The 23,629-nt window shown below is 72.9% G+C and carries 25 protein-coding genes, 1 other RNA gene and 1 pseudogene; 19 read left to right on the plus strand and 8 right to left on the minus strand.

Going from position 1 to position 23,629, the window contains the following annotated elements; translation table 11 throughout:
- The 6 genes from DY240_RS33880 to DY240_RS32840 form a co-directional block, all read left to right on the plus strand.
- Positions 1-675 (plus strand): M23 family metallopeptidase (locus DY240_RS33880; RefSeq protein ID WP_199701417.1); only part of this gene is annotated, 675 nt, incomplete at its 5' end.
- Positions 676-717: 42 nt separating this feature from the next.
- On the plus strand, positions 718-1,191 hold the full coding sequence (gene smpB, locus DY240_RS12955) for an SsrA-binding protein SmpB (protein ID WP_119660296.1): 474 nt from the start codon (positions 718-720) through the stop codon (positions 1,189-1,191).
- A gap of 8 nt (positions 1,192-1,199) precedes the next feature.
- A complete protein-coding gene (locus DY240_RS12960) occupies positions 1,200-2,219 on the plus strand; it encodes a DUF3048 domain-containing protein (protein ID WP_158602836.1) in 1,020 nt (339 codons plus the stop codon).
- Positions 2,220-2,242: 23 nt separating this feature from the next.
- A complete protein-coding gene (locus DY240_RS12965) occupies positions 2,243-2,740 on the plus strand; it encodes a tetratricopeptide repeat protein (RefSeq protein WP_119660298.1) in 498 nt (165 codons plus the stop codon).
- Between the two features lie 396 nt (positions 2,741-3,136).
- Positions 3,137-3,319, plus strand: a complete 183-nt coding sequence (locus DY240_RS32835; protein ID WP_199701418.1) for a hypothetical protein — start codon at positions 3,137-3,139, stop codon at positions 3,317-3,319.
- A complete protein-coding gene (locus DY240_RS32840) occupies positions 3,316-3,735 on the plus strand; it encodes a MaoC/PaaZ C-terminal domain-containing protein (RefSeq protein WP_199701419.1) in 420 nt (139 codons plus the stop codon). Before DY240_RS32835 ends, DY240_RS32840 begins: the two co-directional genes overlap by 4 nt.
- A 14-nt stretch (positions 3,736-3,749) precedes the next feature.
- On the opposite strand, the gene DY240_RS12975 is transcribed toward DY240_RS32840, so the two are convergent.
- A complete protein-coding gene (locus DY240_RS12975; RefSeq protein WP_119660300.1) occupies positions 3,750-5,666 on the minus strand; it encodes an acyl-CoA dehydrogenase family protein in 1,917 nt (638 codons plus the stop codon).
- A 226-nt stretch (positions 5,667-5,892) separates the two neighbouring features.
- Here DY240_RS12975 and DY240_RS33310 point away from each other — a divergent pair, with 226 nt between their 5' ends.
- From DY240_RS33310 to DY240_RS13035, 13 genes and pseudogenes are all read left to right on the plus strand, one after another.
- A complete protein-coding gene (locus DY240_RS33310) occupies positions 5,893-6,663 on the plus strand; it encodes an AAA family ATPase (RefSeq protein WP_233552722.1) in 771 nt (256 codons plus the stop codon).
- A gap of 34 nt (positions 6,664-6,697) precedes the next feature.
- Positions 6,698-6,853, plus strand: a pseudogene (locus DY240_RS34085) (DUF234 domain-containing protein); the annotation flags it as partial.
- 308 nt (positions 6,854-7,161) lie between these two features.
- Positions 7,162-7,533: a transfer-messenger RNA gene (ssrA, locus tag DY240_RS12985) on the plus strand.
- Positions 7,534-7,644: 111 nt separating this feature from the next.
- The gene (locus tag DY240_RS12990; protein ID WP_119660301.1) at positions 7,645-8,898 is read left to right on the plus strand and encodes an MFS transporter; all 1,254 of its coding nucleotides are present in this window, start codon (positions 7,645-7,647) and stop codon (positions 8,896-8,898) included.
- 134 nt (positions 8,899-9,032) lie between these two features.
- The gene (locus tag DY240_RS12995; protein WP_119660302.1) at positions 9,033-9,293 is read left to right on the plus strand and encodes a GlsB/YeaQ/YmgE family stress response membrane protein; all 261 of its coding nucleotides are present in this window, start codon (positions 9,033-9,035) and stop codon (positions 9,291-9,293) included.
- A gap of 181 nt (positions 9,294-9,474) precedes the next feature.
- Positions 9,475-10,389, plus strand: coding sequence for a GntR family transcriptional regulator YhfZ (gene yhfZ / locus DY240_RS13000; RefSeq protein WP_158602837.1), 915 nt, complete (start codon positions 9,475-9,477; stop codon positions 10,387-10,389).
- A gap of 55 nt (positions 10,390-10,444) precedes the next feature.
- Positions 10,445-10,825, plus strand: a complete 381-nt coding sequence (locus tag DY240_RS13005; protein WP_119660304.1) for a transcriptional antiterminator — start codon at positions 10,445-10,447, stop codon at positions 10,823-10,825.
- The gene (locus DY240_RS13010) at positions 10,822-11,190 is read left to right on the plus strand and encodes a DUF2620 family protein (protein ID WP_119660305.1); all 369 of its coding nucleotides are present in this window, start codon (positions 10,822-10,824) and stop codon (positions 11,188-11,190) included. Before DY240_RS13005 ends, DY240_RS13010 begins: the two co-directional genes overlap by 4 nt.
- Positions 11,187-12,581: a YhfT family protein gene (locus tag DY240_RS13015; RefSeq protein ID WP_119660316.1), complete on the plus strand. Its 1,395-nt coding sequence runs from the start codon at positions 11,187-11,189 to the stop codon at positions 12,579-12,581. The genes DY240_RS13010 and DY240_RS13015 overlap by 4 nt, the downstream gene beginning before the upstream one ends.
- Positions 12,581-13,504 (plus strand): phosphotriesterase family protein, encoded by a 924-nt coding sequence (locus DY240_RS13020; protein ID WP_119660306.1) that lies wholly within the window; start codon positions 12,581-12,583, stop codon positions 13,502-13,504. The genes DY240_RS13015 and DY240_RS13020 overlap by 1 nt, the downstream gene beginning before the upstream one ends.
- Positions 13,501-14,610, plus strand: coding sequence for an aminotransferase (locus DY240_RS13025; RefSeq protein WP_119660307.1), 1,110 nt, complete (start codon positions 13,501-13,503; stop codon positions 14,608-14,610). Before DY240_RS13020 ends, DY240_RS13025 begins: the two co-directional genes overlap by 4 nt.
- Positions 14,610-15,773: an alanine racemase gene (locus tag DY240_RS13030; RefSeq protein WP_119660308.1), complete on the plus strand. Its 1,164-nt coding sequence runs from the start codon at positions 14,610-14,612 to the stop codon at positions 15,771-15,773. Before DY240_RS13025 ends, DY240_RS13030 begins: the two co-directional genes overlap by 1 nt.
- On the plus strand, positions 15,770-17,113 hold the full coding sequence (locus tag DY240_RS13035; protein ID WP_119660309.1) for a phosphopentomutase: 1,344 nt from the start codon (positions 15,770-15,772) through the stop codon (positions 17,111-17,113). Before DY240_RS13030 ends, DY240_RS13035 begins: the two co-directional genes overlap by 4 nt.
- Here DY240_RS13035 and DY240_RS13040 read toward each other — a convergent pair.
- From DY240_RS13040 to DY240_RS33700, 7 genes are all read right to left on the minus strand, one after another.
- Positions 17,110-18,168 carry an ABC transporter permease gene (locus tag DY240_RS13040; protein ID WP_119660310.1) on the minus strand — a complete coding sequence of 353 codons (1,059 nt, stop codon included), beginning with the start codon at positions 18,166-18,168 and terminating at the stop codon, positions 17,110-17,112. The genes DY240_RS13035 and DY240_RS13040 overlap by 4 nt on opposite strands.
- Positions 18,165-19,223: an ABC transporter permease gene (locus DY240_RS13045; RefSeq protein WP_119660311.1), complete on the minus strand. Its 1,059-nt coding sequence runs from the start codon at positions 19,221-19,223 to the stop codon at positions 18,165-18,167. The genes DY240_RS13040 and DY240_RS13045 overlap by 4 nt, the downstream gene beginning before the upstream one ends.
- The gene (locus tag DY240_RS13050; protein WP_119660312.1) at positions 19,220-20,764 is read right to left on the minus strand and encodes a sugar ABC transporter ATP-binding protein; all 1,545 of its coding nucleotides are present in this window, start codon (positions 20,762-20,764) and stop codon (positions 19,220-19,222) included. Before DY240_RS13050 ends, DY240_RS13045 begins: the two co-directional genes overlap by 4 nt.
- A gap of 16 nt (positions 20,765-20,780) precedes the next feature.
- Entirely contained in the window at positions 20,781-21,773 is a 993-nt protein-coding gene (locus DY240_RS13055; protein WP_119660313.1) for an ABC transporter substrate-binding protein, read from the minus strand.
- A gap of 133 nt (positions 21,774-21,906) precedes the next feature.
- Positions 21,907-22,929 carry a LacI family DNA-binding transcriptional regulator gene (locus DY240_RS13060; RefSeq protein ID WP_119660314.1) on the minus strand — a complete coding sequence of 341 codons (1,023 nt, stop codon included), beginning with the start codon at positions 22,927-22,929 and terminating at the stop codon, positions 21,907-21,909.
- A 195-nt stretch (positions 22,930-23,124) separates the two neighbouring features.
- Positions 23,125-23,286 (minus strand): hypothetical protein, encoded by a 162-nt coding sequence (locus DY240_RS31940; RefSeq protein ID WP_158602838.1) that lies wholly within the window; start codon positions 23,284-23,286, stop codon positions 23,125-23,127.
- A 49-nt stretch (positions 23,287-23,335) separates the two neighbouring features.
- Positions 23,336-23,629, minus strand: a 294-nt coding sequence (locus DY240_RS33700; protein WP_267901675.1) for a response regulator transcription factor, incomplete at its 5' end; no start/stop codon positions are given.

Raw genomic sequence — 23,629 nt, forward strand, 5'->3', positions numbered from 1 at the left:
GCCAGCGACGCCGCGGCGGCGGCGAAGGCCGAGGTCGACCAGCTGGTCGCGGCCCGCGACGGCGCGGTGACGGCGGCCCAGGCGGCGCAGGCCGCGGACCAGCAGCAGGCGGCGGCGTGGGCGGCCGAGCGCGACAAGATCGAGGCCGAGATCGCCGCGATCCAGCAACAGCAGCAGGAGCAGGCCGAGGAGAACCAGGACGACGGCGGCGGCTCCGGCGGCGGAGGTGGCGGCGGTGGCGGTGGCGGCTCCGGTGGCGGTGGCGGTGGCGGTGGCGGTGGCGGCGGCGTCACGCTCGCCTTCCCGACCGCGAACCCGTACGTCACCTCGCCCTACGGCATGCGGGTCCACCCGGTCACCGGCGTCTACAAGCTGCACGACGGCACCGACTTCCGGGCCTACTGCGGCACGCCGATCCGCGCGGCCGCCGCGGGCACCGTCGAGTGGGCCTACTATCGCGGCGCCTACGGCAACCAGGTCGCCGTCAGTCACCGGCGGATGGTCACCACGTACAGCCACCTGTCCCGGTTCGCGGTGAGCGACGGCGAGAGCGTGTCCCAGGGCGAGATCATCGGCTACTCCGGGACGACCGGCAGCTCGACCGCATGCCACCTGCACTTCATGCTCTACATCGGCGGCGAGCGCGTGAACCCGATGAACTACCTCGGCCGGTAAACGCAGTCGTCTCGACGGCCCCGGAAATGCGATCCTTGGGGCATGGCACGAGAGCGCGGACGCACCGTGGTGGCCCAGAACCGCAAGGCCCGCCACGACTACCACATCGACGACACCTACGAGGCGGGCATCGTCCTGACCGGCACCGAGGTGAAGGCGCTGCGGGCGGGCAAGGCGTCGCTGGTCGACGGGTTCGCCGAGGTCCGCGACGGTGAGGTCTGGCTGCGCAACGTGCACATCCCCGAGTACGACCTCGGCACGTGGAACAACCACGCGCCGCGGCGTTCCCGCAAGCTGCTGCTGCGCAAGGACGAGATCAACCGCCTCATCGGTAAGACCCGCGAGACGGGCTTCACGCTGGTACCGCTGTCGCTGTACTTCAAGGACGGCTACGCGAAGATCGAGCTGGCGCTGGCCCGCGGCAAGAAGTCCTACGACAAGCGGCACACCATCGCCGAGCGCGAGGCCAAGCGCGAGGCGGAGCGGGCCATGGCCCGCGCCCGCCGGCGCGGCTGAGCCCGGCGGTGGGTCAGCGGCCGCGGGTCACGACGGCGTCAGCCCTCGTCACGGCGGGGGTGCTGCTGCTCGCCGCCTGCGGCGGAGGCACCGCGACGCCGGCGCCCACGCCGTCCGCCCCACTCGCCTCGGCGACGGCGACGCCGACCCCGACGCCCACGCCCGCCCCGGTCTGGCCGCTGACCGGCCTTCCCGCACCGTCGGCTGCTGTCGCCGCCGAGCCGGCGCTGGTCGTGAAGATCGACAACACCCGGCCGGCGGCACCCCAGATCGGCCTCTCGTCCGCCGACCTCGTGGTCGAGGAGCTGGTCGAGGGCGGGCTGACCCGGCTGGCGGCACTGTTCCAGTCGGCGATGCCTCCGGTCGCCGGTCCGGTGCGGTCGGTGCGCACCACCGACGCCGGCATCGCCCTGCCGGCCGGCGGGGTGCTGGTCGCGTCGGGCGGGGCGGAACGGGTGCTGAAGGCGCTCGGCGAGGCCGGCCTGACGGTGCTCAGCGGCGGCGGCAACGGCCTGTCCCGCGACCACAGCCGGCCGGCCCCGTACAACGTCATGCTCGATCCGGCCGAGGCGCTGGCCGGCCTGCCCGCCGGCGCCGGCGTCCCTGTCGGCCCCTATCTGCCCTGGGGCACCCCGCCCGCGGGCCGTCCGGTCGGCGGCGCCGACGTCACGTTCTCCGGCGCGCACACCTCGCGCTGGACCTGGGCCGACGGCGTCTGGGTGCTCGACGGCGACCACGCGGCCGAAGGCGACCGGTTCGGGCCGGCGACGGTGCTGGTGCTTCGGGTCGAGGTCCGCGACGCCGGCTACGAGGACCCGGCCGGCAACCCGGTCCCCGAGACCGTGCTCGTGGGCTCCGGCGCCGCCACCCTGCTCACGGCCGGCGCCGCCGCCGACGGCACCTGGTCCAAGACGTCGGCGGCCGCGCCGCTGACGCTCGCCGACGCGTCGGGCGCGCCGATGCACGTGCCGCCGGGGCGCGTGTGGATCGAGCTGGTCCCCACCTCGGGCTCGGTGACGCTGCGCTGATCGCCCTGTGCCAGGCTGGCGCGATGACCACGGACGAGGACTGGGAGCGACGGATCGCGGCGGCCTGGGCGGCCATCGACGAGCACGACGACGAGGCGTTCCGGGCCCTGATCGACGGGCTGGCGGGGGAGGTGCCCGACGGCCACCCCGTCGCGGCGTTCGAGCGGGCCTGCGCGTTCGACTCCACCGGCCGGCCCGACCTCGCCGAGCCGCTCTACCGTGAGGCCCTGGCGGGAGGGCTGCCGGGCGAGCGCCGTCGCCGGGCGGTGATCCAGCTGGCCAGCACCATCCGCAACCTCGGCCGGCCGCTGGAGAGCATCGACCTGCTGACCGCCGAGCGGGACCGCGGCTCCGATCACCTCGATGACGCGGTCAGCTGCGTGCTCGCGCTGGCGCTCACCGACGCCGGCCGCGAGCGCGAGGCGGTCGCCGTCGCCGTCGGCGCGTTGGCCGGGCACTTGCCGCGCTACCAGCGTTCGATGGCCGCCTACGCCCGCGCGCTGGCCGAGCCCGAGGTGTGAGTCCCCGCCCGTCCGGGTGGGAGTCCCACCCTAGGGGCGGGCACCGACAACGTCCGCGCCACCAGCGCCGCGGGCGGCACTCGCGCCGGCGACGTCCGCGCCACCAGCGCCGCGGGCGGCACTTGCGCCGGCGACGTCACGTGACGACTCGACACCGCACCACCGGCGCGATCTCGTCACCCCCGCAGCGGACACCTCACCCGCCTGGACGCCGCATGCGCCGCTTCGCGGTTCCTGTCACGGTCCTCACGCGGGTGAGGTGCCGCCCGGGCGAGTGCCGACGCCGCAGGCACCCAGGGCCGAGTGATCCAGACCTCATGTGCGGGGTCTTGCCACGGCACATAAAAGAAGGGATATTCGTTTTAGGAGAGCGCGGCCGATCCGACGGAGGCACCCGTGACCGAACCACCACGGACAGGGCAGCGGCCGGTCGCGCGGGAGTGGGTCTGCGGGCGCTGGTGGTGGGTGCGCCGCGACTGCTACGGCAGGGTGGCGGCGATGGCGCCGGACGCCGAGGGCGTGCGGGTACTGGACGTCGCGGTCGTCACGCGGCGGAACAGGGCGGGAGGCCGACGGTGACGGCGTCCGCGCCGGCCGCGGAGCTGGCTCCCGGCGAGGTCGTGGCCGCGGACGAGTACCGGCTCAGCCGGTCCGACCTGGTGCGCTACGCCGGCGCGTCCGGCGACTTCAACCCGCTGCACTGGAGCCCGCGGATCGCCGCGGAGGCGGGGCTGCCCGGCGTGATCGCGCACGGCACGCTCCTCCTCGGTCTGGTCACCCGGCTGCTGAACGGCTGGCTCGGCGACCCCGCGTGTCTCACCGAGCTCACCTTCCGCTTCGTCCGCCCCGTCGTGGTGCCCGACGACGGCGTCACGGTCGCCGTGCGGGCCCGGCTCGCGGAGCGTCGCCCGGACGGCCGGCTCGCCGTCACGATCGAGGCGTCGGTCGCCGGCACCGGCCGGGTCGGGCGCGGTCAGGCGCTCGTCCTGCCGTGACCCCCGGCGCCAGGCTAGAACGCGACGCGGCGGGCGACGTTCTCGGCGGGCGGGCCGCTCGGCGGTGGGGCGATCCACGGGCCGGTGCCCTCGCTCTGGTCCAGGATGCCGGCCTCGATCCAGGCGTGCTCGCCGGTCAGCACGGCCTTCGCCAGCGCCTCGTCCGGCCCGTCGGCGTTGCGCCAGAGCGCGTCGAACAGCCGCTCGACGCGCAGCCGGGCCTGCCGGGCGAACACGTCGGCCAGCTGGACGGCGCCGGACTCCGGCAGCATCCGCGCCCGCACGCACGACGCCGCGATGGCGAACAGCTCGGCGCCGATGTCGACGACGCGGGCGAGGAAGCCCTGCTTCTTCTCCAGTCCGCCCTGCCAGCGGGCCATGCCGTAGAACGTCGAGCGCGCCAGCCGGCGGGACGCCCGCTCGACGTAGCGCAGGTGCGGCGCCAGCACACCGAACTCCTGGTACGACGTCGGCAGCTGGCCGGCCCCGGTGACCAGCTGCGGCAGCCACCTCGCGTAGAACCCGGTGGCCTTGACCGCCGCCTTCGCCTTGCCCGGCAGCGCGACGTCGGGGTCGACGATGTCGCCGGCGGCCTGCAGGTGGGCGTCGACGGCCTCGCGGGCGATCAGCAGGTGCATGATCTCCGTCGACCCCTCGAAGATGCGGTTGATGCGCAGGTCGCGCAGGATCTGCTCGGCAGGGACGGCGCGCTCGCCGCGGGCCCGCAGCGAGTCGGCGGTCTCATAGCCGCGGCCGCCGCGGATCTGCACCAGCTCGTCGGCCACCAGCCAGGCCGTCTCGCTGCACCACAGCTTCGCCAGCGCCGCCTCGATGCGGATGTCGCGACGGCCCTCGTCGGCCAGGTGTGCGGAGAGGTCGAGGACAGCCTCCTGTGCGTACGCCGTGGCCGCGATGTACGACAGCTTGTGCGCGACGGCGGCGTGCCGGCCGACCGGGCGGCCCCACTGGACGCGCTCGGCCGACCACTCGCGGGCGATCTTCAGGCACCACTTCGACGCGGCCGTGCACAGCGCCGGAATGGACAGCCGGCCGGTGTTCAGGGTGGTCAGCGCGATGCGCAGGCCGTCGCCCTCGCGGCCGATGCGGTTCGCGGCCGGCACGCGGACGCGGTCGAGCCGGGTGACGCCGTTCTCGATGCCCTTGAGCCCCATGAACGCGTTGCGGTGCTCGACGGTGATGCCGGGGGCGTCGGCCTCGACGACGAACGCCGTCACGCCGCCGCGCCCGCCGTCGTGCTCGGGCACCCGCGCCATGACGACCAGCAGCTCGGCGATGACGCCGTTGGTGGTCCAGAGCTTGGTGCCGCTGAGCTCGTAGAACCGGCCGCCGTCGACGGGCTCGGCGACCGCCGCCAGCCGGGCGGGGTCGGAGCCGACGTCGGGCTCGGTGAGCAGGAACGCGCTGATGGCGCCGGCCGCGCAGCGCGGGAGGTAGGCGCGCTTCTGCTCCTCGGTGCCGAACAGCTTCACCGGCTCGGGCACCCCGATGGACTGGTGCGCCGACGCCAGCGCACCGATGGACGGGTGCACGCTCCCCAGCAGCATGAGCGCGCGGTTGTAGCCGACCTGCGTCAGCCCGACGCCGCCGTACTCGCGGGGGATCTTCATGCCGAAGACGCCGGCCCGCGCCAGCGCCTTGACGTACTCGTCGGGGATGCGCGCCTCGCGCTCGATGACGGCGCCGTCGAGCTCGTCGCACACGCCGCGCAGCGTCGTCAGGAACGCCGTCGTCGCCGCCTCGTCCTCGGGCGACTGCGACGGATGCGGGTGGATGAGGTCGAGCCGGAACCGGCCGAGGTAGAGCTCCCTCGCGAACGACGGCTTCTCCCACCGCGTCTCGCGTGCGGCCTCCGCGACTCGCCTGGCCTCGCGCTCGCCGACGTGCTGCGTGCGGGGTTGGGTGCTGGTCATGCGCGCCTCCTTCGCCGGTGGCGTCGTACCCAATGTTACCCACTGGTAGTAGTCGAGGCGAGATGTACAAACAGAGCTGGGACCACGCCGTTGGCGGCCGGCCGCAACTCGTCGCGCTCTGGGGGCGTCGCCGCGTGGGGAAGACCTTCCTGCTCACGCACTTCGCTCATGGCCGGCCGCAAACGTCTACTTCGCGGCGACCCGCCAGGACAGCGAGCAGCGGCAGGTGCAACGGCTCTGCTCGCGGGCCGCCGAGCAGCTGGGCGAGCGGGGCCGGGTGTTCGAGCCGGCCCGCCCCGCAGACTGGGAGGCGGCCCTTCGTCTGCTGGTCGAGACCGCGGCCACCGAGCCGCTGCTGGTCGTCATCGACGAGATGCCGCGGCTGCTCGACGGGCGCCCCGACTTCGCCGTCCTGCTCTCCGCCGTCTGGGAGAACCACGTCCACGACCAGCGGCTGATGCTCGTCGTCACGGGTTCCGCGGTCAGCGCGATGGAGGACATGCTGGGCGGCGACGGCGGCCTGCGGGGTCGCCCGGAGCTCCAGCTCCGGCTCGATCCGTTCCCGGCGGCCGAGGCGAGGGCCTTCCTGCCCGGCCTGCCGGCCGACCAGTTCGTCGCGGCCTACGCCGTGTGCGGGGGCTACCCGCTGCACCTGCAGCGCTGGGATCCGGCGCGCGGCGTCGAGGCCAACCTCCAGCGGCTGGCCTTCAGCCCCGACGGCGTCCTGCTGACCGACGCGTACGACATCATGAGCGAGGATCTGGACTGGCGATCCGGGTACGAGAGGGTGCTGGCGGCCATCGCCACCACCACCGGAGCGCGGCGCGGCAAGATCGCCAGCCGGGCCGACCAGCGCATCGACTACACGCTCGCACGGCTGCAACGCACCCGGCTACGTCCGCGCCGAGACGCCGCTCGGCTCGTCGCCGGGTGCGCCGCCGCTCTACGCCATCGACGACGTCTACCTCGCGTTCTGGCTGACCGTGCTGCGCTCTGACGCCGAGCTCATCGACGGCGGCCAGGGCCGTGCCGTGCTCGCCCGGCGCCGTCCGCTCCTCGACCGCCACGTCGGCGCCGTCTTCGAGCGACTGGCCCGCGAGCACGCCGTGCGTCTCGTCGACGCCGGCGCCCTGCTGCCCGCCGCTACCGTCGTCGGCCGGTGGTGGCGGGACGAGGAGGTCGAGATCGACGTCCTCGGCCTCGTCGACGACCGCGCCGTTCTGCTCGGCGAGGCGAAGTGGCAGGCCGGGCCGGTCGACGCGCGGGACCTGCGCGAGCTGCACCGGAAGGCGGCCCTGCTGCTCCGCGAGCCTGCCGACCCGGCGCTCGCCTTCTGGGCAGCTCCGGCGTGCACCCCGATCTCGCCGCGGCCGGCGTCTGGACCTTCGGCCCGGCCGACCTCCTGGGCGACGGGGAATCTCGCTCGCCTGTTCGGCGTTGAAGGTTGTAATCTGGGCGAACCTTCGGGTGCGCCCGGGGGTTTGACAACTCCAGAGGGGCTGAGCGGTTTCGACTTCGTTCGTCGAACCAGGGGAAGCGGGCCGAGGAGGCCGCGTTATCTCGTTAACGCTCGCGGCAAACGTTACAAGTGCCAACGCTAAGCGCACTGACTTCGCCCTCGCCGCCTGAGGCAGGGAACTGAAGTCTGTCGACCCGGGGTTGCTTCCGACCCGGTGTTCGGCATCATTCAGGAGGCTCACCTTCCGGTACGGTCGCGGGACCGGAAGGGACACTCACGCGACTGGGCTCGTCACGGTGAACTCGCCTGTGTGATCACCGGAGCCGAGTAGAGGCATAGCAGGCTGCGCCCGGAGAAGCCCTGGAGAAGCGTCGAAGGACCCGGGTTCGATTCCCGGCAGCTCCACAACAGCCGAAGCGGCTGGTCAGGAAGGTTCTGACCAGCCGCTTCGTCGTGTCGTCGCTCTGCTGGCAGCAGAGCGACGCTGGAACGTACGCAGTCGGGCCGTAGGCTCGCGCAGTGGGAAAACGGCAGCCGCTCGGGCGGGCGTTGAGCAACGTCGTGGCGGCGAACGTCAGCTCGAGTCTGGGTGATGGCATCGCGAAGGTCGCGGCTCCCTTGCTGGCGGCACGCCTGACCGACGATCCGCTGCTCGTCTCCGGCATCGCGGCGGTGGCGATGCTGCCGTGGCTGATCTTCGCCATTCCGGCCGGGATCCTGCTCGATCGCATCGACCGGCGACGCGCCATGACCCTCGCCAACGGGGTGCGAGCGCTGCTCGCGGTGCTCCTGCTGGTGCTGTTCGCCACGGACGCGTTGACCATCTGGTGGCTCTACGTCGTCGTGTTCGTCTACGGGGCGTTCGAGACGATCTACGACGGTGCGCTCCGGGCGGTGCTGCCCTCGATCGTCGCCAAGCCCGACCTGCCGCGGGCGAACTCGCGCGTCGAGGCCGGGGAGATCGTCGTCGAGCGGTTCCTGTCCGGCCCGCTGACCTCGGCGCTGTTCGCGGTCTCGGTGGTGGTGCCGCTCGGCATCAACGCCCTGACCTACGCCGTCGCCGGAGTCCTGGCCGTGTTTCTCCCCGTCGCGGCCGCCGGCGCCCACCGCACCGACCCGACCGGCGAACCGCACGTCGCCTGGTACCGCCAGTTCACCGACGGCTTCCGCTACCTCATGGGCAACCGGATGCTGCGCAACCTCTGGACGATCAGCGTGGTCGTCGGCCTGTTGTTCTCGGCCGCCACGGCGACGATGGTGCTCTACGTGCTGAACCGGCTCGGGTTGCCGGAGGCGTGGTACGGCGGGTTCATCCTGGCCGGCGCCGTGGGCTCGCTCGGCGCCGCCGCGATCGCCAACCGGCTGAAGGAGCGCTTCCGGGCCGGGCCGGTGATGGCCGTGGCCCAGACCGTGTCGCTGGCGGCGCTGGTCCTGATGGGCGCGGTCCCGGTCCTCGGCGTGGTCGCGTTCGGCTATCTCGTCTCCGCCGGCGGCACGACGGTGTGGAACATCCTGGTCATGTCGCTACGCCAGGCCGCGATCCCGAGCCGCCTGCTGGGCCGGGTGCACGGCACCTGGCGCACGCTGCTGTGGGGCACCATGCCGGTCGGGTCGTTGCTGGGCGGGGTCCTGGGCCGCATCGATCTGCGTGCCCCGTTCCTGATCGCCGGCGGTGCGGCGACGCTGGTCACCCTCGCGTCGTTCCGCTTCCTCTCCGGCCTGCCCAACCCGGAGGAGCTCGACGACGCTGACTTCGGCCTCAGGACACGATGATCCGCACGTGGCCGTAGTGGCGCCGACGCACCGACGCGCCGCCGCGGGGCGAGGCGAGGAGTAGCGACGCCGGCGACGGGTACGCACAGAGCGAATGCGGCCGCTCGCGCCGCACAGACGCTCAGGAGACAGCCATGATCGGTTTCATCATCGCCGGCCTGGTCATCGGTGCGCTCGCTCGATTGATCAAGCCTGGCAAGCAGAACCTCGGGTGGATCGCCACGCTGCTGCTCGGGCTGGCCGGTTCGGTCATCGGCGGGCTGGTGGCGAACCTGCTCGGCACCGGAGACATCTTCGAACTCAACGTCCTCGGCTTCATCGTCGCCGTGGTCGCGGCTGTCCTGCTGGTCGGGACGGCGGAAGCGCTCAGCGCCCGGAACCGTCAGAACGCCTGACCCTGAGAGGGTCGCCTTGGCAAGGCTCACCGTCGCGCAGCATCGGGCATATCGGACACATCTGCGACGGCCGGCCTTGCCAAGGCGCGGGCCGGCGCCCCGAGCTCCAACTAACCCGCTGGTGAGAGTTCTCTGACCGCAGTTCTGGCCAATATCCAGAATTCTGGATAGTATGCCGGGCATGTCGCGCATCCAGATGCTGATGTCGAAGGCCGGGGCGGTCGCCCACCTCCTGGCCGTCGAGCTGTCCGCGGCGTCGGCGGGCGACCGGATGGCGACGGTCCAGGAGCTCAGCGAGCGGTACCAGGTCGGGAAGGGCACCGTTCAAGCGGCGTTGGCGCTGCTCGAGGAGGCCGGCGCGGTCGAGATCCGGGCGCGCGGCAAGCTGGGCACCTTCATCGCGGCCATCGATCATGGGCTCATCTGGGAGTTCGCGGGCGGCCGGTCCATCTCCATCGCCATGCCGCTGCCCTACTCGCGCCGCTACGAGGGCCTGGCGACGGGCATCCACGCGGCGTTCCAGCGCGCCGGTGTGCCGCTGACGCTGATGTTCGTGCGCGGGTCGGCCGACCGCATGCGGGCACTGCGTGAGGAGCGGGCGAACTATGCCGTGATGTCGCGGTTCGCGGCGGCGTCCGATCCTGACCTGGACATCGTGCGCGACTTCGGCCCGCACTCCTACGTCGGCGCGCACGGCCTGGTGGTCGCCGAGGGGCGGGCGCCGGACGATCCCCGGCTGCGGGTCGCCGTCGACCCCGCGTCGGTCGACCAGGCCGAGCTGACGGCCGCGGTGTTCCCCGACCTTCCCCCGCAGCGGCGGGTCGAGGTGTCGTACAACCAGTTGAACAGGTATTTCGCCGACGGGCTCGTCGACGCCACGGTCTGGAACCTCGACGAGATCGACGCGCACATCTCCAGCCCGGTCACCGTCCATCCGGTCGAGGGTCTCGAGGACGACGCGACCACGTCGGCGGTCATCGTCGCGCGGCGCGACGCCGAGGCGGTGCCCACCGCGGTCGGCGCCGCCCTCGGCGACAACCTCGTCAGGACGGCCGCGGACGACGTCGTGGCCGGTCGGCTGATCCCCACGTACTGAGCCCCACGTACCGCCCCACGCACTGCACCCACCCCACCTACCGACGGAGCGATGCATGGACGACCGTCTCCGCCTGCGCCTGGACGTGTTCCGCGACATGGCGCAGACCCCGCCCGGTGTCGTCGAGTTCGTGGCGAGCGAGCTCGCCCTGCTCGAGCCTGACTTCGAGGTCACCGACGACACCGCGGGTTCCCTGACCTCGCATCTGGTCGCCGCGCTGGGACGGATGGTGCGTCGCGAGCCGGACATCGACCCGCCGGCCGACGCCGTCTACCAGCAGGTCGTGGACCAGTTCCCGGCCGCCGTCGACGCCGCCGCCGACGTGTCCGAGCGAGCACGAGCCGCGCTCGGCGTCCCACTCTCCGCCGTCGAACGGCAGTACCTCAGCCTCCATCTCGGCGCTCTCGCGCTGACCGCATCCAAGGAGAACCGATGAAGATCATCGCTGGTGGAGTCGCGAAGACCGAGGTCGCGGAGGTACTGCGACCACTGCTCGGCCCCGACGACACCGTCGTCGTGGGCACGGACATGGACGCGGCCATCCAGCTGCGCTCCGGCGCGGCGGACTACTACCTCGGGACGTGCCACACCGGCGCCGGCGCGAGCCTCGGCGTCCTGGTGGGTCTGCTGGGTTCGGACAAGACCCACACGTTCGGCCGTTCGCTGCCGTCCGCCGAGACGATCGAGGCGGCGGTCGACGCGGGCAACGTCGCCTTCGGGTTCTCTCTCGACCAGGTCCAGGACGTCGTGCCGGCCCTGTGGGCGGCGCTGGACGCGAGACGGCGGGAGGCAAGCGCATGACCCTCCTGGCCGCCACCGAGACGTCGTCGGTCTCGTTCGATCCCTGGCAGGGCGTGCTGGTCATCGTGATCTGCGCGGTCGCCGCTCTCATCGCGAACGCCGCGCTCGCGGTCTTCAACGACGGCGCCCGGCCCTTCCTACTCGACTACATCCAGGGCCGGTCCACCCGGCTGGCCACCGCGACGATCGTCACGGGGCTCTCGGCCGGGTTCATCTTCGGCCTCGGCGCCCCGATGGCGCTGTCCACGGGTGTGCTCAATCCGTGGCTGGTGTTCCTGCCGGTGGAGATCATCGGCCTGATCGCACCGTGGCGGTGGCTCGCGGCCACCGGCGGCGCGGCCTGGGGCGCCGTCTGCGTCTTCGGCCTCAACGCCGCCAACTCCGCGGCCACGTCGCTGCCGATCGACTTCGTCACGGCCCTGCAGCAGATCTCCACCCCGATCCTCTGGCTGTTCACGCTGTTCCCCGTGCTGGCGATCGCCCGGCAGTTCGGCCGGGTGAAGGGTCTCATCACCTTCGGCGCCGAGGTCGCCGTGATCCTCCTGTCGATGAACGTCTGGCCGGACCTGTTCCCCGGGTCGCTGGCCATGGCGCTCGGCGTGATCATGCTGCTCGGGTTCGCCCTCACCCAGGACCGGTCGACCCGGCGCGCCGAGCAGCTGGTGCTGGCCGGCGGCTCCGCGGCCGAGCGGGCCGCGCACGAGGAGCAGCGGGCCGCGACGGCCGCGGCGTCGGACCAGCTGTTCGGGCCGAACGCGAACCGTCTGCGCAGGAACGTGATCCCGCTCGGGATCCTCGGCGGCCTGGTCGCGGCGCTGGCAGCCAGCGGCATCTTCGGTGGCGGCGAGGCGACCAGCTTCCTCGTCGCCGACGGCTCCTACTCCGAGGCCGCGCAGGTCGACTTCCTGCGCGCCTTCGGCTTCGTGCCGCTCATCGCCACGACGGCGCTCGCCTCGGGTGCGTACGCGATGGCCGGGTTCACCTTCGTCTACCCGATCGGGTACCTGTCGCACGTCTTCGTGGACGCCTGGCCGCTGGCGCTGGTCGTCGCGTTCGTCCTGGGCGCGCTGGTGATGTCCGCCGAGGTGCTGCTGCTCAGCGCCGTCGGGCGGTGGCTGCAGCACTGGCCGAGCGTGCGCGAGTCGGCCGACCACATCCGGCACGCCATCACCGAGTCGCTGTCGCTGGCGATCCTGGTCGGCTCCCTGATGGCCGGTCTGGCGATGGGCGGCGGCCTGGGCATCGCGCTGGTCGGCGGCCTGTACCTGGTCAACGAGGCGATGGGGCGTCCCGTCGTGCGGATGGCGGCCGGACCGGCGGCGGTCATCGTCGGCGGCGTCCTGCTCAACCTGCTGCACCTCGTCGACCTCGTCCAGCCGGTGGCGGGCTGATGCCGTTCACGACGGCCGGCGGCCGGGTGCTCGTGCCGGCGGACGTGCCCGGCACTGTCCTCGCCCACGAGCACCTGGTCCTCGACCTCACGCGGCCGGACGATCCCGCGGCGCGGGTGAGCGACGACGCCGCGGTCGTGGCCGAGCTGGCCGCGGCCCGGAGCGCGGCCGGGCTGGGTCTCGTCGTCGACCTGACCTGCCGGGGGATGGGCGGCGACCCGGCGCGGGCCCGCGCCATCGCCGAGCGGGCCGGCGTCGAGGTCGTGCTCGCGACCGGGTGGTACTACGAGCGGTTCCACCCCGGCGGCGAGCCCGGCGACTCCGTCGAGCGGGCGACGCAGCTGCTGGTCGACGACGTCCGCGACGGGCTCGGCGACGGCATCCGTCCCGGGGTGATCGGCGAGATCGGCAGCCACGGCGAGCAGGCCAGCCCGTCCGAGCGGGTCGGCCTGCTCGCGGCCGCCGGCGCCGCGCTGCGCACCGGTCTGTCCGTCGCCACGCACGCCCACCTCGGGCAGGGCGCGCTGGAACAGCTGGACCTGCTCACGTCGGCGGGCCTGCCGCCGCACCGCATCTGCATCGGTCACCAGGACCTCGTCGACGCTCCCGGCCAGCACGCCGCCATCGCCGCCGCCGGCGCCTACGTCGCCTTCGACACCGTCGGCAAGGCGTCCTACCAGCCCGACGAGAAGCGGATCGAGCTGCTGCTGGCGTTGCTGGACGCCGGCCACGGACGGCACGTGCTGCTCAGCAACGACATCTCCCGCGACGCGTACCTGGCCAGCCGCGGCGGGCAGGGCTTCGGCCACGTGCTCGGCCCGTTCCGCGCCGCGCTCGCCGCGCGCGGCGTCGACCCGCCCACCCTCGACCTGCTCTACCGGGAGAACGCCCTGCGCTGGCTGGACGGAACGGAGCGCCCATGAGCCCCTCGCTGCCCGAGACGACCCCGCTGCCCGTCGCCACCGCCGACGACGCCCTGGCCGCGCAGCAGCGCCTGGTCGCCGCGGTCGCGACCCACTTCACCGACGGCGCCCTGTTCCGCGCCGACGTCGGCGTCGTCCCCGGCCTCGGCCGGCCGGACACGACCGCGCGCGCGGAGGCGGCGCTGGCCGAGGCGTTCGGCGCCGAGGACGCCTGCCTGATCCAGGGCGCCGGCACCGGCGCCATCCGCGCCGCGCTCTCCGCCGGCCCCTGGGCACGGGGGGAACGGCGGATGATCGCCCACGACGCACCCGACTACTCGACGACGGCGACGACGTTCCGCGACGGCGCGGCCGAGCTCGTCCGGGTCGACTTCGACGACGACGCCGCCCTCGACGCCGTCCTGGCCGGCGACCCGGCGCGCTGGGTCTACGTCCAGCATTCGCGGCAGCGGCTCGCCGACCGGCACCAGCCCGCCGACGTGATCGCGCGGGCGGTCGCGGCCGGCCGCGGGGTCGTCGTCGACGACAACTACGCGGTCTTCCGCACCCCGCGCATCGGCGTCGAGCACGGTGCCACCGTCTCGGCGTTCTCGCTGTTCAAGCTGCATGGGCCGGAGGGCGTCGGCGTGGTCGTCGGCGACGGCGAACTGGTCGGCCGGGCGCGGGCGGCGAACTACTCCGGCGGCGGCCAGGTGCAGGGCACCCAGGCCCTCGCCGCGCTGCAGGCGTTGGTGATGGTGCCGCTCAACTGGGCCGCGCAGGCCCGCGCCGTGACGGAGTTGGCCGGCCGGCTGGCGGCCGGCGAGGTGTCCGGCGTGGTCGACGTCCGGCTGGCCAACGCGCAGGACCTGTGCGTCATCGCGCTGCTGGACCGGCCCGTGGCCGCTCAACTGCCGGCGTGGGCCGCGCGGCACGGCGCGGCACCGTTCCCCGTCGGCTCCAACTCGCGGCACGAGATCACGCCTTTGGTCTACCGGCTGTCGTCGTCGACGCTCGCCGCGCAGCCGGAGCTGGCGGACTGGGCGATCCGGGTCAACCCGATGCGTGCGGGGGCGGAGCTGACGGTACGCATCCTGCGGTCGGCCCTGGCCGAAGGGGAGCGTTGATGTTCCTGGCGATGACCGAGCGGCGGAATCCGGCGCTCATCGAGGCCGCGATCGAGCTGCACCGCTCCGGCGCCGTCGAACCGGACACCTACGTGATCGACCTCGACGCGGTGGACCACAACGCGGCCGCGCTCGCGGCGACCGCCGGGCGGCACGGCGTGCGGCTGTGGTTCGTCGCCAAGCAGTACGGCCGCAACCCGCTGGTCACCGCGGCCGTCGCGCGGCACATCCCGTCGGCCGCCGCCATCGACCACCGCGAGGCGACCGCACTGCTCGACGCCGGCGCGCGGCTGGGCAACATCGGTCATCTCGTCCAGGTGCCACGCCGCCGGCTGCCCGCCCTGCTCGCCGAGCGGCCCGCCTACGCGACGGTGGCGGACCGGCAGAACCTCGAGGCCGTCGCCGCGGCCGCGCACGGAGCCGGCCGGGTCCAGCCGGTGCTGCTGAAGATCCGCGGCGCGGCGGAGTCGACGTTCCCCGGCCAGGACGGCGGCTTCGAGCCCGACGAGGTCGCCGGCGTGCTCGAGGACGCCGCGCGGCTGGACGGGGTGCGCGTCGCCGGCGCGACCGGGTTCCCCTGCTTGAGCTTCGACCCCTCCGCCGGACGGCCGCGGCCCACCGGCACGCTGGACCGGGTGCTCGCCGCCGCCGCGACCCTGCGCGCGGCCGGCCTCGACCCGGTGCTGTCGCTGCCGAGCCACACCAGCGTCAGCACGATCCCGCAGATCGCACGGCTCGGCGGCACCGTCGGCGAGCCCGGCCACGCGCTCACCGGCACGACGCCCGAGCACGCCGTCGACGCCGGCCTGACCGAGCGGCCGGCGCTGGTGTACGTCTCCGAGATCGCCCAGCTCGGCTCGGCCCCGAGCATCTTCGGCGGCGGCTTCTACAGCCGGGGACGGGCCCGCGGCCTGCTCGTCGCCACCCGCGGCGGCCCGCGCCGGGCGACGCTGCACGACGCCCCCGGCGGAAGCATCGACTACTACCGGCGGTTCGACTGGGTCGCCGACGGGGACGGCGCGCGCGTCGGCGACACCGCGGTGATGGCGTTCCGCACGCAGATCTTCGTCACCCGCTCCCGGGTGGCCGTGGTCTCCGGGATCGCCTCGGGACGGCCGCGCCTGGAGGGCGTGTTCGACGCGCTGGGGAGGCCGGTCCGATGAGCCCGTCGGCGACCGTCCTCGTCCTCGACGGGTTCGGGACCGGGGCGATGCCCGACGCGGGCGCCGTCCGGGCCACCGACACCGCGGCGGACACCGTCGCCGCCGTCGCGGCCTGGTCGGTGCGCGAGCGTGGCCGCCCGCTGCGGGTGCCCTACCTGGCCGGGCTGGGCCTGGCGGCGCTCCGCCCGGACCTGGGCGACGTGCTCGCCGCTCCGGTCCCGCTGCTGCGGGCCGCGGGCGCCCGGGCCGGGCTCGGCTACCCCGGCGCGGACTCCTTCGCCGGCCACCAGACGCTCATGGGCGCCGACATGTCGCACGTGGTGCTGTGCCGACTGGCCGAGCGGATCGACGCGGTGACGGCGGCACTGGAGGCGCGCGGCCACCGGGTGGGGCCGCTGGACGGCGGCCCGGTCCTGGTCGTCGACGGTGTCGCGCTGGTGCACGACAACCTCGAGGCCGACCCGGGCCTGAACTGGAACGTCTCGGCCCGGCTGGACGACCTCGACTTCGCGGCGATCCTCGAGATCGCGCGGGTGGTACGCGAGGTCGCGCCCGTCGCGCGGGTGATCGCCGTCGGCGGCCACTCCGACGGGCCGCTGGCCGCCGCCGTCCGGCCCGGCCCCGGCGACACCGTCGGGCTGGACACCCCGGCCAGCGGCTTCTACCGCAACGGCGGGCTGCGCGTGCAGCACCTGGGTGCCCGGGTCGACCACGCCCACCAGCTGCACGAGGCGGCCGCCCGCGCCGGACACCGGGTCGTCCTGGCCGGGAAGGCCGCGGACCTGCTGGTGACGGACACACCGGTCGACCGGCGCCCCGGCGTCGACACCGCCGCCGTCCTCGCCGACGTCGCCGAGACCGCGGGGGAGGGCCTGGTGGTCGCGAACGTCCAGCAGACCGACCTCGCCGGCCACTCGCAGGACCCGGCGGCCTTCGCCGGCCAGCTGGAGGCGGTCGACCGCGCGCTGCCCCGGATCGCCGAGCGGCTCGGGCCAGGGGACCTGCTGGTCGTGACCGGCGACCACGGCAACGACCCCACCGTCGGCCACCCGTTCCACACCCGCGAGTGGGTCCCCGTCCTGGCCGGGACGGGGACCGGCGGCGGGGCCGCGTCGCCGCGCCGCGGGCGTGACCTGGCCTCCCTGGCCGATGTCGGCGCCTCGGTCGGCCGCTGGCTCGGCCTGCCCGCCGGCGCGACCGCGACGGGCCTCGCCGTCGACCTCCTCACTGACCGCCTTGGCAAGCCTCACCGTCGCGCGGCATCGGACAGATCGGACACCTCTGCGACGACCAGCCTTGCCAAGGCGCGGGCAGGAGGGGGCGAGCGGCGCGGGCGCTAACCTTGCGTGGCTCGGCGCCGGGCGGCGAGGACGCGCTGCAGGATGACGAAGACCAGCAGGATGCCGCCGGTGATGATGGTCGTCATCTCCGGGCGGATGCCGCCGTCGCGGGTGATGAGGACGTTCATCAGGCCGAGCACGAGCGCGCCCACCACCGAGCCGAGCACGAAGCCCGTCCCGCCGGTGAGCAGCGTGCCGCCGATGACGACCGCCGCGATCGCGTCCAGCTCCCAGCCGATGCCGGTGATGTTCTGGGCGCTGCCCAGCCGCGACGTGTAGACGACGGCGGCGATGCCGGCGAGCGTGCCGCTGATGACATAGATGCCCAGCTTGGTCGCCGGCACCGGCAGGCCCATCAGCGTGGCCGACTGCTCCGAGCCGCCGATCGCGTAGACCGTCCGGCCGAACCGCGTCCGGTGCAGCACGAGGAAGCCCAGGACGACGATCACGATCGCGGCGATCACGCCCGGCGTGATGACCAGGTCGTTGACCTTGTCGCCGTCGATGATCTTCAGCTGGGTCGCCAGCTCGCGGATCGCGGAGTCGTCGGCCAGCCGCTCCGGGACGGTGCTCAGCATCGAAGCCAGGCCGCGGGCCAGGAACATCGTCGCCAGTGTCGCGATGAACGGCTGTACCCCGAAGTACTGGATGAGCACGCCCGAGATCAGCCCCAGCACCGAGCCGATCAGCACCATGACCAGCACGGCGGCCACGGGATGCCAGCCGGCGTTGGACAGCATGACCCCGGCGACGCTGCTGAACGCGATGACGGCGCCGACGGACAGGTCGATGCCGCCGGTGAGGATCACGAACGTGAGGCCGACCGCGAGGATGATCAGGTGCGAGTTGTTGACCAGCAGGTTGGACAGCGTGTTGAACTGGACGATGCGCCCGTAGGCGGCTTCGCCGTAGATGATCATCCCGACGAAGATGAGCAGCGCCGCCACCGTGGGCAGCGCGCTGAGCCGGGCGCTGAGCCGGGCGCCCAGCCGCTCGGCCAGCGACGGCGCGGTGCCGGGCGCGGAGCCCGTGGGCGGTCGAGTCGTGACGGTCATGCCGCAACGGCCTCCTTCTGCGACTGCGCCCGGAGGGCACGGCGGTGTCGGAACAGCGACCGGACGCGCTCGGACTGCAGCAGGCAGAGCACGACGATCACGATGGCCTTGAACGCGGGGGTGGCCGCGGCCGGAACGCCGAGGAACACGACGGTCTTGTCCAGCGTGGCGATGAGCAACCCGCCGATCACGGCGCCGCCGATGGAGAACTTGCCGCCGGCCAGCGACGTCCCGCCGATGACGACGGCCAGGATCGCGTCGAGCTCCAGCTGGTAGCCGGTGCGCGACACGTCGACCGTCATGACGCTGGCGGTGGCGAACACGCCGGCGATCCCGGCCAGCAGCCCGCTCACCGAGTAGACCGTCAGCTGCAGGCTGCGCCGCTTCACCCCGGCGAGGCGGCTGGCCCGCGAGTCCATGCCGATCGCCTCGAGCATGAGGCCGAGCGCGCTGCGCCGCACCAGCAGCGCCACCAGCACGACGATGACGATGGCCAGCAGGAACACCACCGGGACGCCCAGGACGTAGCCGTTGGCCAGCCAGGCGAACGAGTCGTTGTCGGCGGTGGTGTTCTGGCCGCCGGTGATGACCTTCGCGATGCCGCGGCCGGCCAGCATCATCACCAGCGTGCTGATGAACGGCTGCAGGCCGACGACGGAGACGAGGACGCCGTTCACCGCGCCGAGCACCGTCGCGATGCCGAGCGCGATCGCCAGCGTGAGCGCGGCGTCGCCGGTGGTGCCGTCCATGCCGCTGAGCAGTTCCATCGACACCGCGCCGGCCACCACCATGATGGAGCCGACGGAGAGGTCGATGCCGCCGGTGGCGACCACCAGGCACATGCCGACGGCGATCATGAGGATCGGCGCCGAGGCACGCAGGATGTCGATGAGGTTCCCGGACAGATGCCCGCTGTTGTAGCCGATGGAGAGGTACCCCGGGTCGGCGACGACGTTGACGGCCAGCAGCAGCACGATCGCGATGACGCCCCAGAACGCCTGGTTGCGCACGATCGCGCCGCGCCTGGCGGCCAGCCGGGAGGCCACGTCGGTCATTCGGAGTCACCTTCCTCGTCGTCGCCTTCGTCGGCGATGACGGCGACGATGGTCTCCGCCGTCACGTGCGGGCCGTTCTCGAGCTCGGCGAGCTTGCGGTGGTCCTTCATGACGATGATGCGATCGCTGAGCCGGACCACCTCCTCGAGCTCGGAGGAGATGAACACGACGGCCACGCCCTTGGCGGCCAGCGCGGCGACGGCGGCCTGGATCTCCGCCTTGGCGCCGACGTCGATGCCACGCGTGGGCTCGTCGAGGATGAGCAGGTCCGGCTCGGTGGCCAGCCAGCGGCCGAGCAGCACCTTCTGCTGGTTGCCGCCGGAGAGGAACTTGATCGGGCGCTCCGGGTCGGCCGGCCGCACGTTCAGCTCCGTCAGGTACTTGCGGACGAGCGCGTCCTGCTCCTTGCGCGACAGCGGCCGGAACCAGCCGCGCTTGGCCTGCACGGCCAGGACGAGGTTCTCCCGGACGGTGAGGTCGCGGATGATCCCTTCGTCGCGCCGGTTCTCGCTGGAGAACGCGATGCGGTGGGCGAGGGCGGCGGTCGGGTTGTGGATGTCGGTCTTCTTGCCGCGCAGCCAGACGGTGCCGCTGTCGGGCTTGTCCGCCCCGTACAGCAGCCGGGCCAGCTCGGTCCGCCCGGAGCCGAGCAGGCCGGCCAGGCCGAGCACCTCGCCCTGGTGCAGCTCGAGGTCGGTCGGCTCGGATGAGCCCTTGCGGCCGAGGTCCTCGGCCTTGAGCAGCGGCTCGCCGCGCGGCTCGTAGTGGTGCGACTGCCGCTCGCTGCCCAGCGAGCGCAACGTCGCGAAGTCCTTGCCGATCATCTTCGAGATCAACGTGGTGCGGTCCAGCTCGCGGGTCGGGTACTCGCCGACGAAGCCGCCGTTGCGCAGGACGGTGATGCGGTCGCTGATCGCGTAGACCTGGTCGAGGAAGTGCGTGACGAACAGGATGGCGACGCCCTGGTCGCGCAGCCGGCGGATGACCGTGAAGAGGTTGGCCACCTCGTTGGCGTCCAGGCTCGAGGTCGGCTCGTCGAGGATGAGCACCTTCGGCTTGGTGACCATGGCCCGGCTGATCGCGACCAGCTGCTGGATCGCCAGCGACAACGTGGCGAGCGGGCGGCGCAGGTCCAGCTGCTCCAGGCCGAGCGTGGCCAGCACGTCGGCCGCCGCCCGGTGCGTCGCCTTCCAGTTGATGCCGAACGGCCCGCGGACCTCGTGGCCCAGCATCACGTTCTCGCCGATGGACAGGTTCGAGCAGAGGTTGACCTCTTGGTAGACGGTGGCGATCCCGGCCGCCTGGGCGTCGGCGGTGCCGCCGAAGCGGCGTTCCTCGCCGGCGACCAGGATCTGCCCCTCGTCGATCTTGTAGACCCCGGTGAGCGCCTTGATGAGGGTCGACTTGCCGGCCCCGTTCTCGCCCATGAGGGTGTGCACCTCGCCGGGGAACAGGCGGAAGTCGACCGCGTCGAGGGCCTTGACCCCGGGGAACGAGATGGAGATGCCGGTCATCTCGACGATCGGCGGCGCTCCGGTCATGACGACTCCCGGGTCCTCAGTACTTGCGGCTGGGCAGCGCGGCCGTCGCGGCCTCCGGCGAGTCGAACGTCTCGCTCGGCACGACGATGTACGGCTCGACCTCCTCGCCGTTCAGCACCTGCTCGACGACCTCGAGCAGCGTCTCGCCGAACAGCGGGTTGTACTCGGCGACGAAGCTCAGCCGGCCCTCGGCCAGCGCCTCGAGCGCGGGCTTGGTGCCGTCGATGGTGGCGATCTTGACGTCCACGCCCGGGGTCAGGCCGGCCTCCTCGACCGCGATCGCGGCGCCGAGGCCCATCTCGTCGTTCTGCGCGAACACCAGCTGGATGTCGTTGTTGTTCGACTTCAGCACGGTCTCGAAGACGCTCTTGGCCTCCTCGGTCGACCAGTTGGCGGTCTGCGCGCCGACCTTCACCAGGCCCGGGACGGAGGCGACGGCGTCGTCCCAGCCGCGGTTGCGCTCGTTGACGACCGAGACGCCGGCCGGGCCCTCGAGCACGAAGTAGTTCCCGCCGTCCGGGAACTCCGAGACCGCCCACTCCGCGACCGCGGTGCTGACCTCGTAGTTGTCCGGCGCGATGCGGGTGACGTAGAGGCTGGTGTCGTCCGGCTCGATGCCGCGGTCGACGAGGATGACCGGGATCTCCGCCTCCTGGGCGCGGCGCAGGGAGTCCTCCCAGCCCGCGCCCTCGGTGGCCGAGAGCAGGATGACGTCGACGCCCTCGTCGACGAACGAGGTGAACGCGTCGATCTGCGAGCGCTGGTCGAGGTTGGTGGCGGGGGCGTACTTCAGCTCGAAGCCGGCCTCCTCGGTGAAGGTGTCCTGCACGTTCGCCTCGTTCGCCTGACGCCAGCCGCCTTCGGGGCCGACCGCGACGAAGCCGACGGTGACGAGCTCGTCCCCGCCGCTGGTGCTGGTGTCGTCGTCGCCTCCGCCGCACGCGGCGAGGGCCAGGGTGAGCGCCCCGGCGACCGCGAAGGCCCGTGCGACTCGTGGGATGCTGCGCATCGATCTCCTCCTTGAGACCCGTGCCTTCCGGCGTGGTTCATGGGGTGTGCCGACATGGACATATCGGGAGAACGGGCGAGATGTTACCGGGAACACCCAGGACACGCAAGATGTGAAATTGTACTGTTCGGCGTCACATAGTTCGAGGTCCGGCGGTCGACTCGCGCACGATCAGCTCCGGTGCAATCCGCGAGCGCCGCTCGGTGCCGCCGCCCTCGAGCGCGGCGACGAGGATCTCCACCGCGAGCGTGCCGAGGGCGTGGAAGTCCTGCCGCACCGTCGTGAGGGTGGGCAGGAAGTGCCGCGACACCGACAGGTCGTCGAACCCGACGACGCTGACGTCCTCGGGCACGCGGATACCGCGGTCGCGGAAGCCGTGCAGGATGCCCAGGGCCATCTGGTCGTTCGCGGCGAAGATCGCGGTGAACGGCGGCAGCTCGTCGAAGGCGACCGCGAACTCGTACCCGGAGTCCGCCGACCAGTCGCCGACGAAGGCCGGCGGGATGTGCAGGCCGGCCTTCTTCAGGTGGGCGTGCCAGCCGCGCTCCCGCGCCCGCGCGTCGAGCCAGTCCAGCGGGCCGGCGACGTGGGCGATCTCGCGGTGGCCGAGGTCCATGAGGTGCTGGACGGCGAGCGTGGCGCCCAGGCGCTGGTCGACCGAGGCGGTGAGGAAGTTGGGGTCGTCGTCGGCCTTGACGATCAGCGTCGGCAGGCCGTCGGTCAGCTCGCGCAGCACGTCGACGGAGGAGGCGCGCGGCGCGATGACGCAGAGCGCGTCGATGCCGTGCGCGGTCAGGTAGGCGACGGCCTCGCGCGGCCGCACGCCGTCGTCGTCGGGGGAGGCGGCGACCGAGCTGACGGAGTAGCCGGCCTCGCGCGCGGCGTGCTCGACGGCGCGCAGGGTGCTGTCGGGCCCGATCTCGACCGGCCGGTCGACGATGACGCCGATGCGCCGCGACCTGCGGGTGGCCAGTGCCCGCGCGGCGCTGTTGCGCTGGTAGTTCAGCTCCTCGACGACGCGCAGGACCTTCTCGCGGGTCTCGGGCCGGATGTTGGGGTGGTCGTTGAGGACGCGTGAGACGGTCATGTGCGAGACGCCGGCGAGGGACGCGATGGATCGCAGGTTCGGCTTGTCCTCGGAGTTCCCGGCGCTCATCTACCCTCCCACGCTCGGCACGACGCACGCGGCGGCACGGTGCCGGGACTCCGGCCGACGTGACGTTACCGGGAACATAGCGCGCGCGACAATCCCGCGCCGCCGGACACACGGCGAAGCGGCTGGTCAGTGGGGACTCTGACCAGCCGCTTCGTCGCGTCGTGGAGCCGGCGGGAGGGTCAGCCGGCGCCACTCTCACACCGGAAGCCAGCCACTGTCGTCGTCAGGATCGCTGCCGTCGGCAGCCGGCTCCGCACCCTGCTCAGCCGTCGCGCCGACACCGTCGGGCTCGCTGGGCGGCCCGTCGGCGCCGCGACGACGCTGCGGAGTGAGCTGGGAGCCGGCGCTGTCCTCCATGGCGACCAGCCTGGCCGGTCACGGACGCCGCAGCTATGCCCAGTTTCGGTCAATTTTGGTCGAGTTGGTGCGCGATGGCGGCCCGTGAGCGGACCCCGAGCTTGCGCATCGCCGTCGTGATGTGGCGGGCGACGGTGTTGACCGAGAGGTAGAGCTCGGCGGCGATCTCCTTGTTCGACCGGCCCTTGGCGGCCAGCTCGGCCACCTCGCGTTCCCGCGGCGACAGCTGCGAGCCGTAGCCGCGCCGGCCGCCGCGGTGGCGGGCGGGGACGGAGAGCCCGTGCCGGCGGGCGGCCGACGTGGCGCGGCCGGCATCCCACTCGGCGCCGAGGTCGCGGTAGGC

Origin of the sequence: Jiangella rhizosphaerae, assembly GCF_003579925.1 — a bacterium.
Classification (GTDB): domain Bacteria; phylum Actinomycetota; class Actinomycetes; order Jiangellales; family Jiangellaceae; genus Jiangella; species Jiangella rhizosphaerae.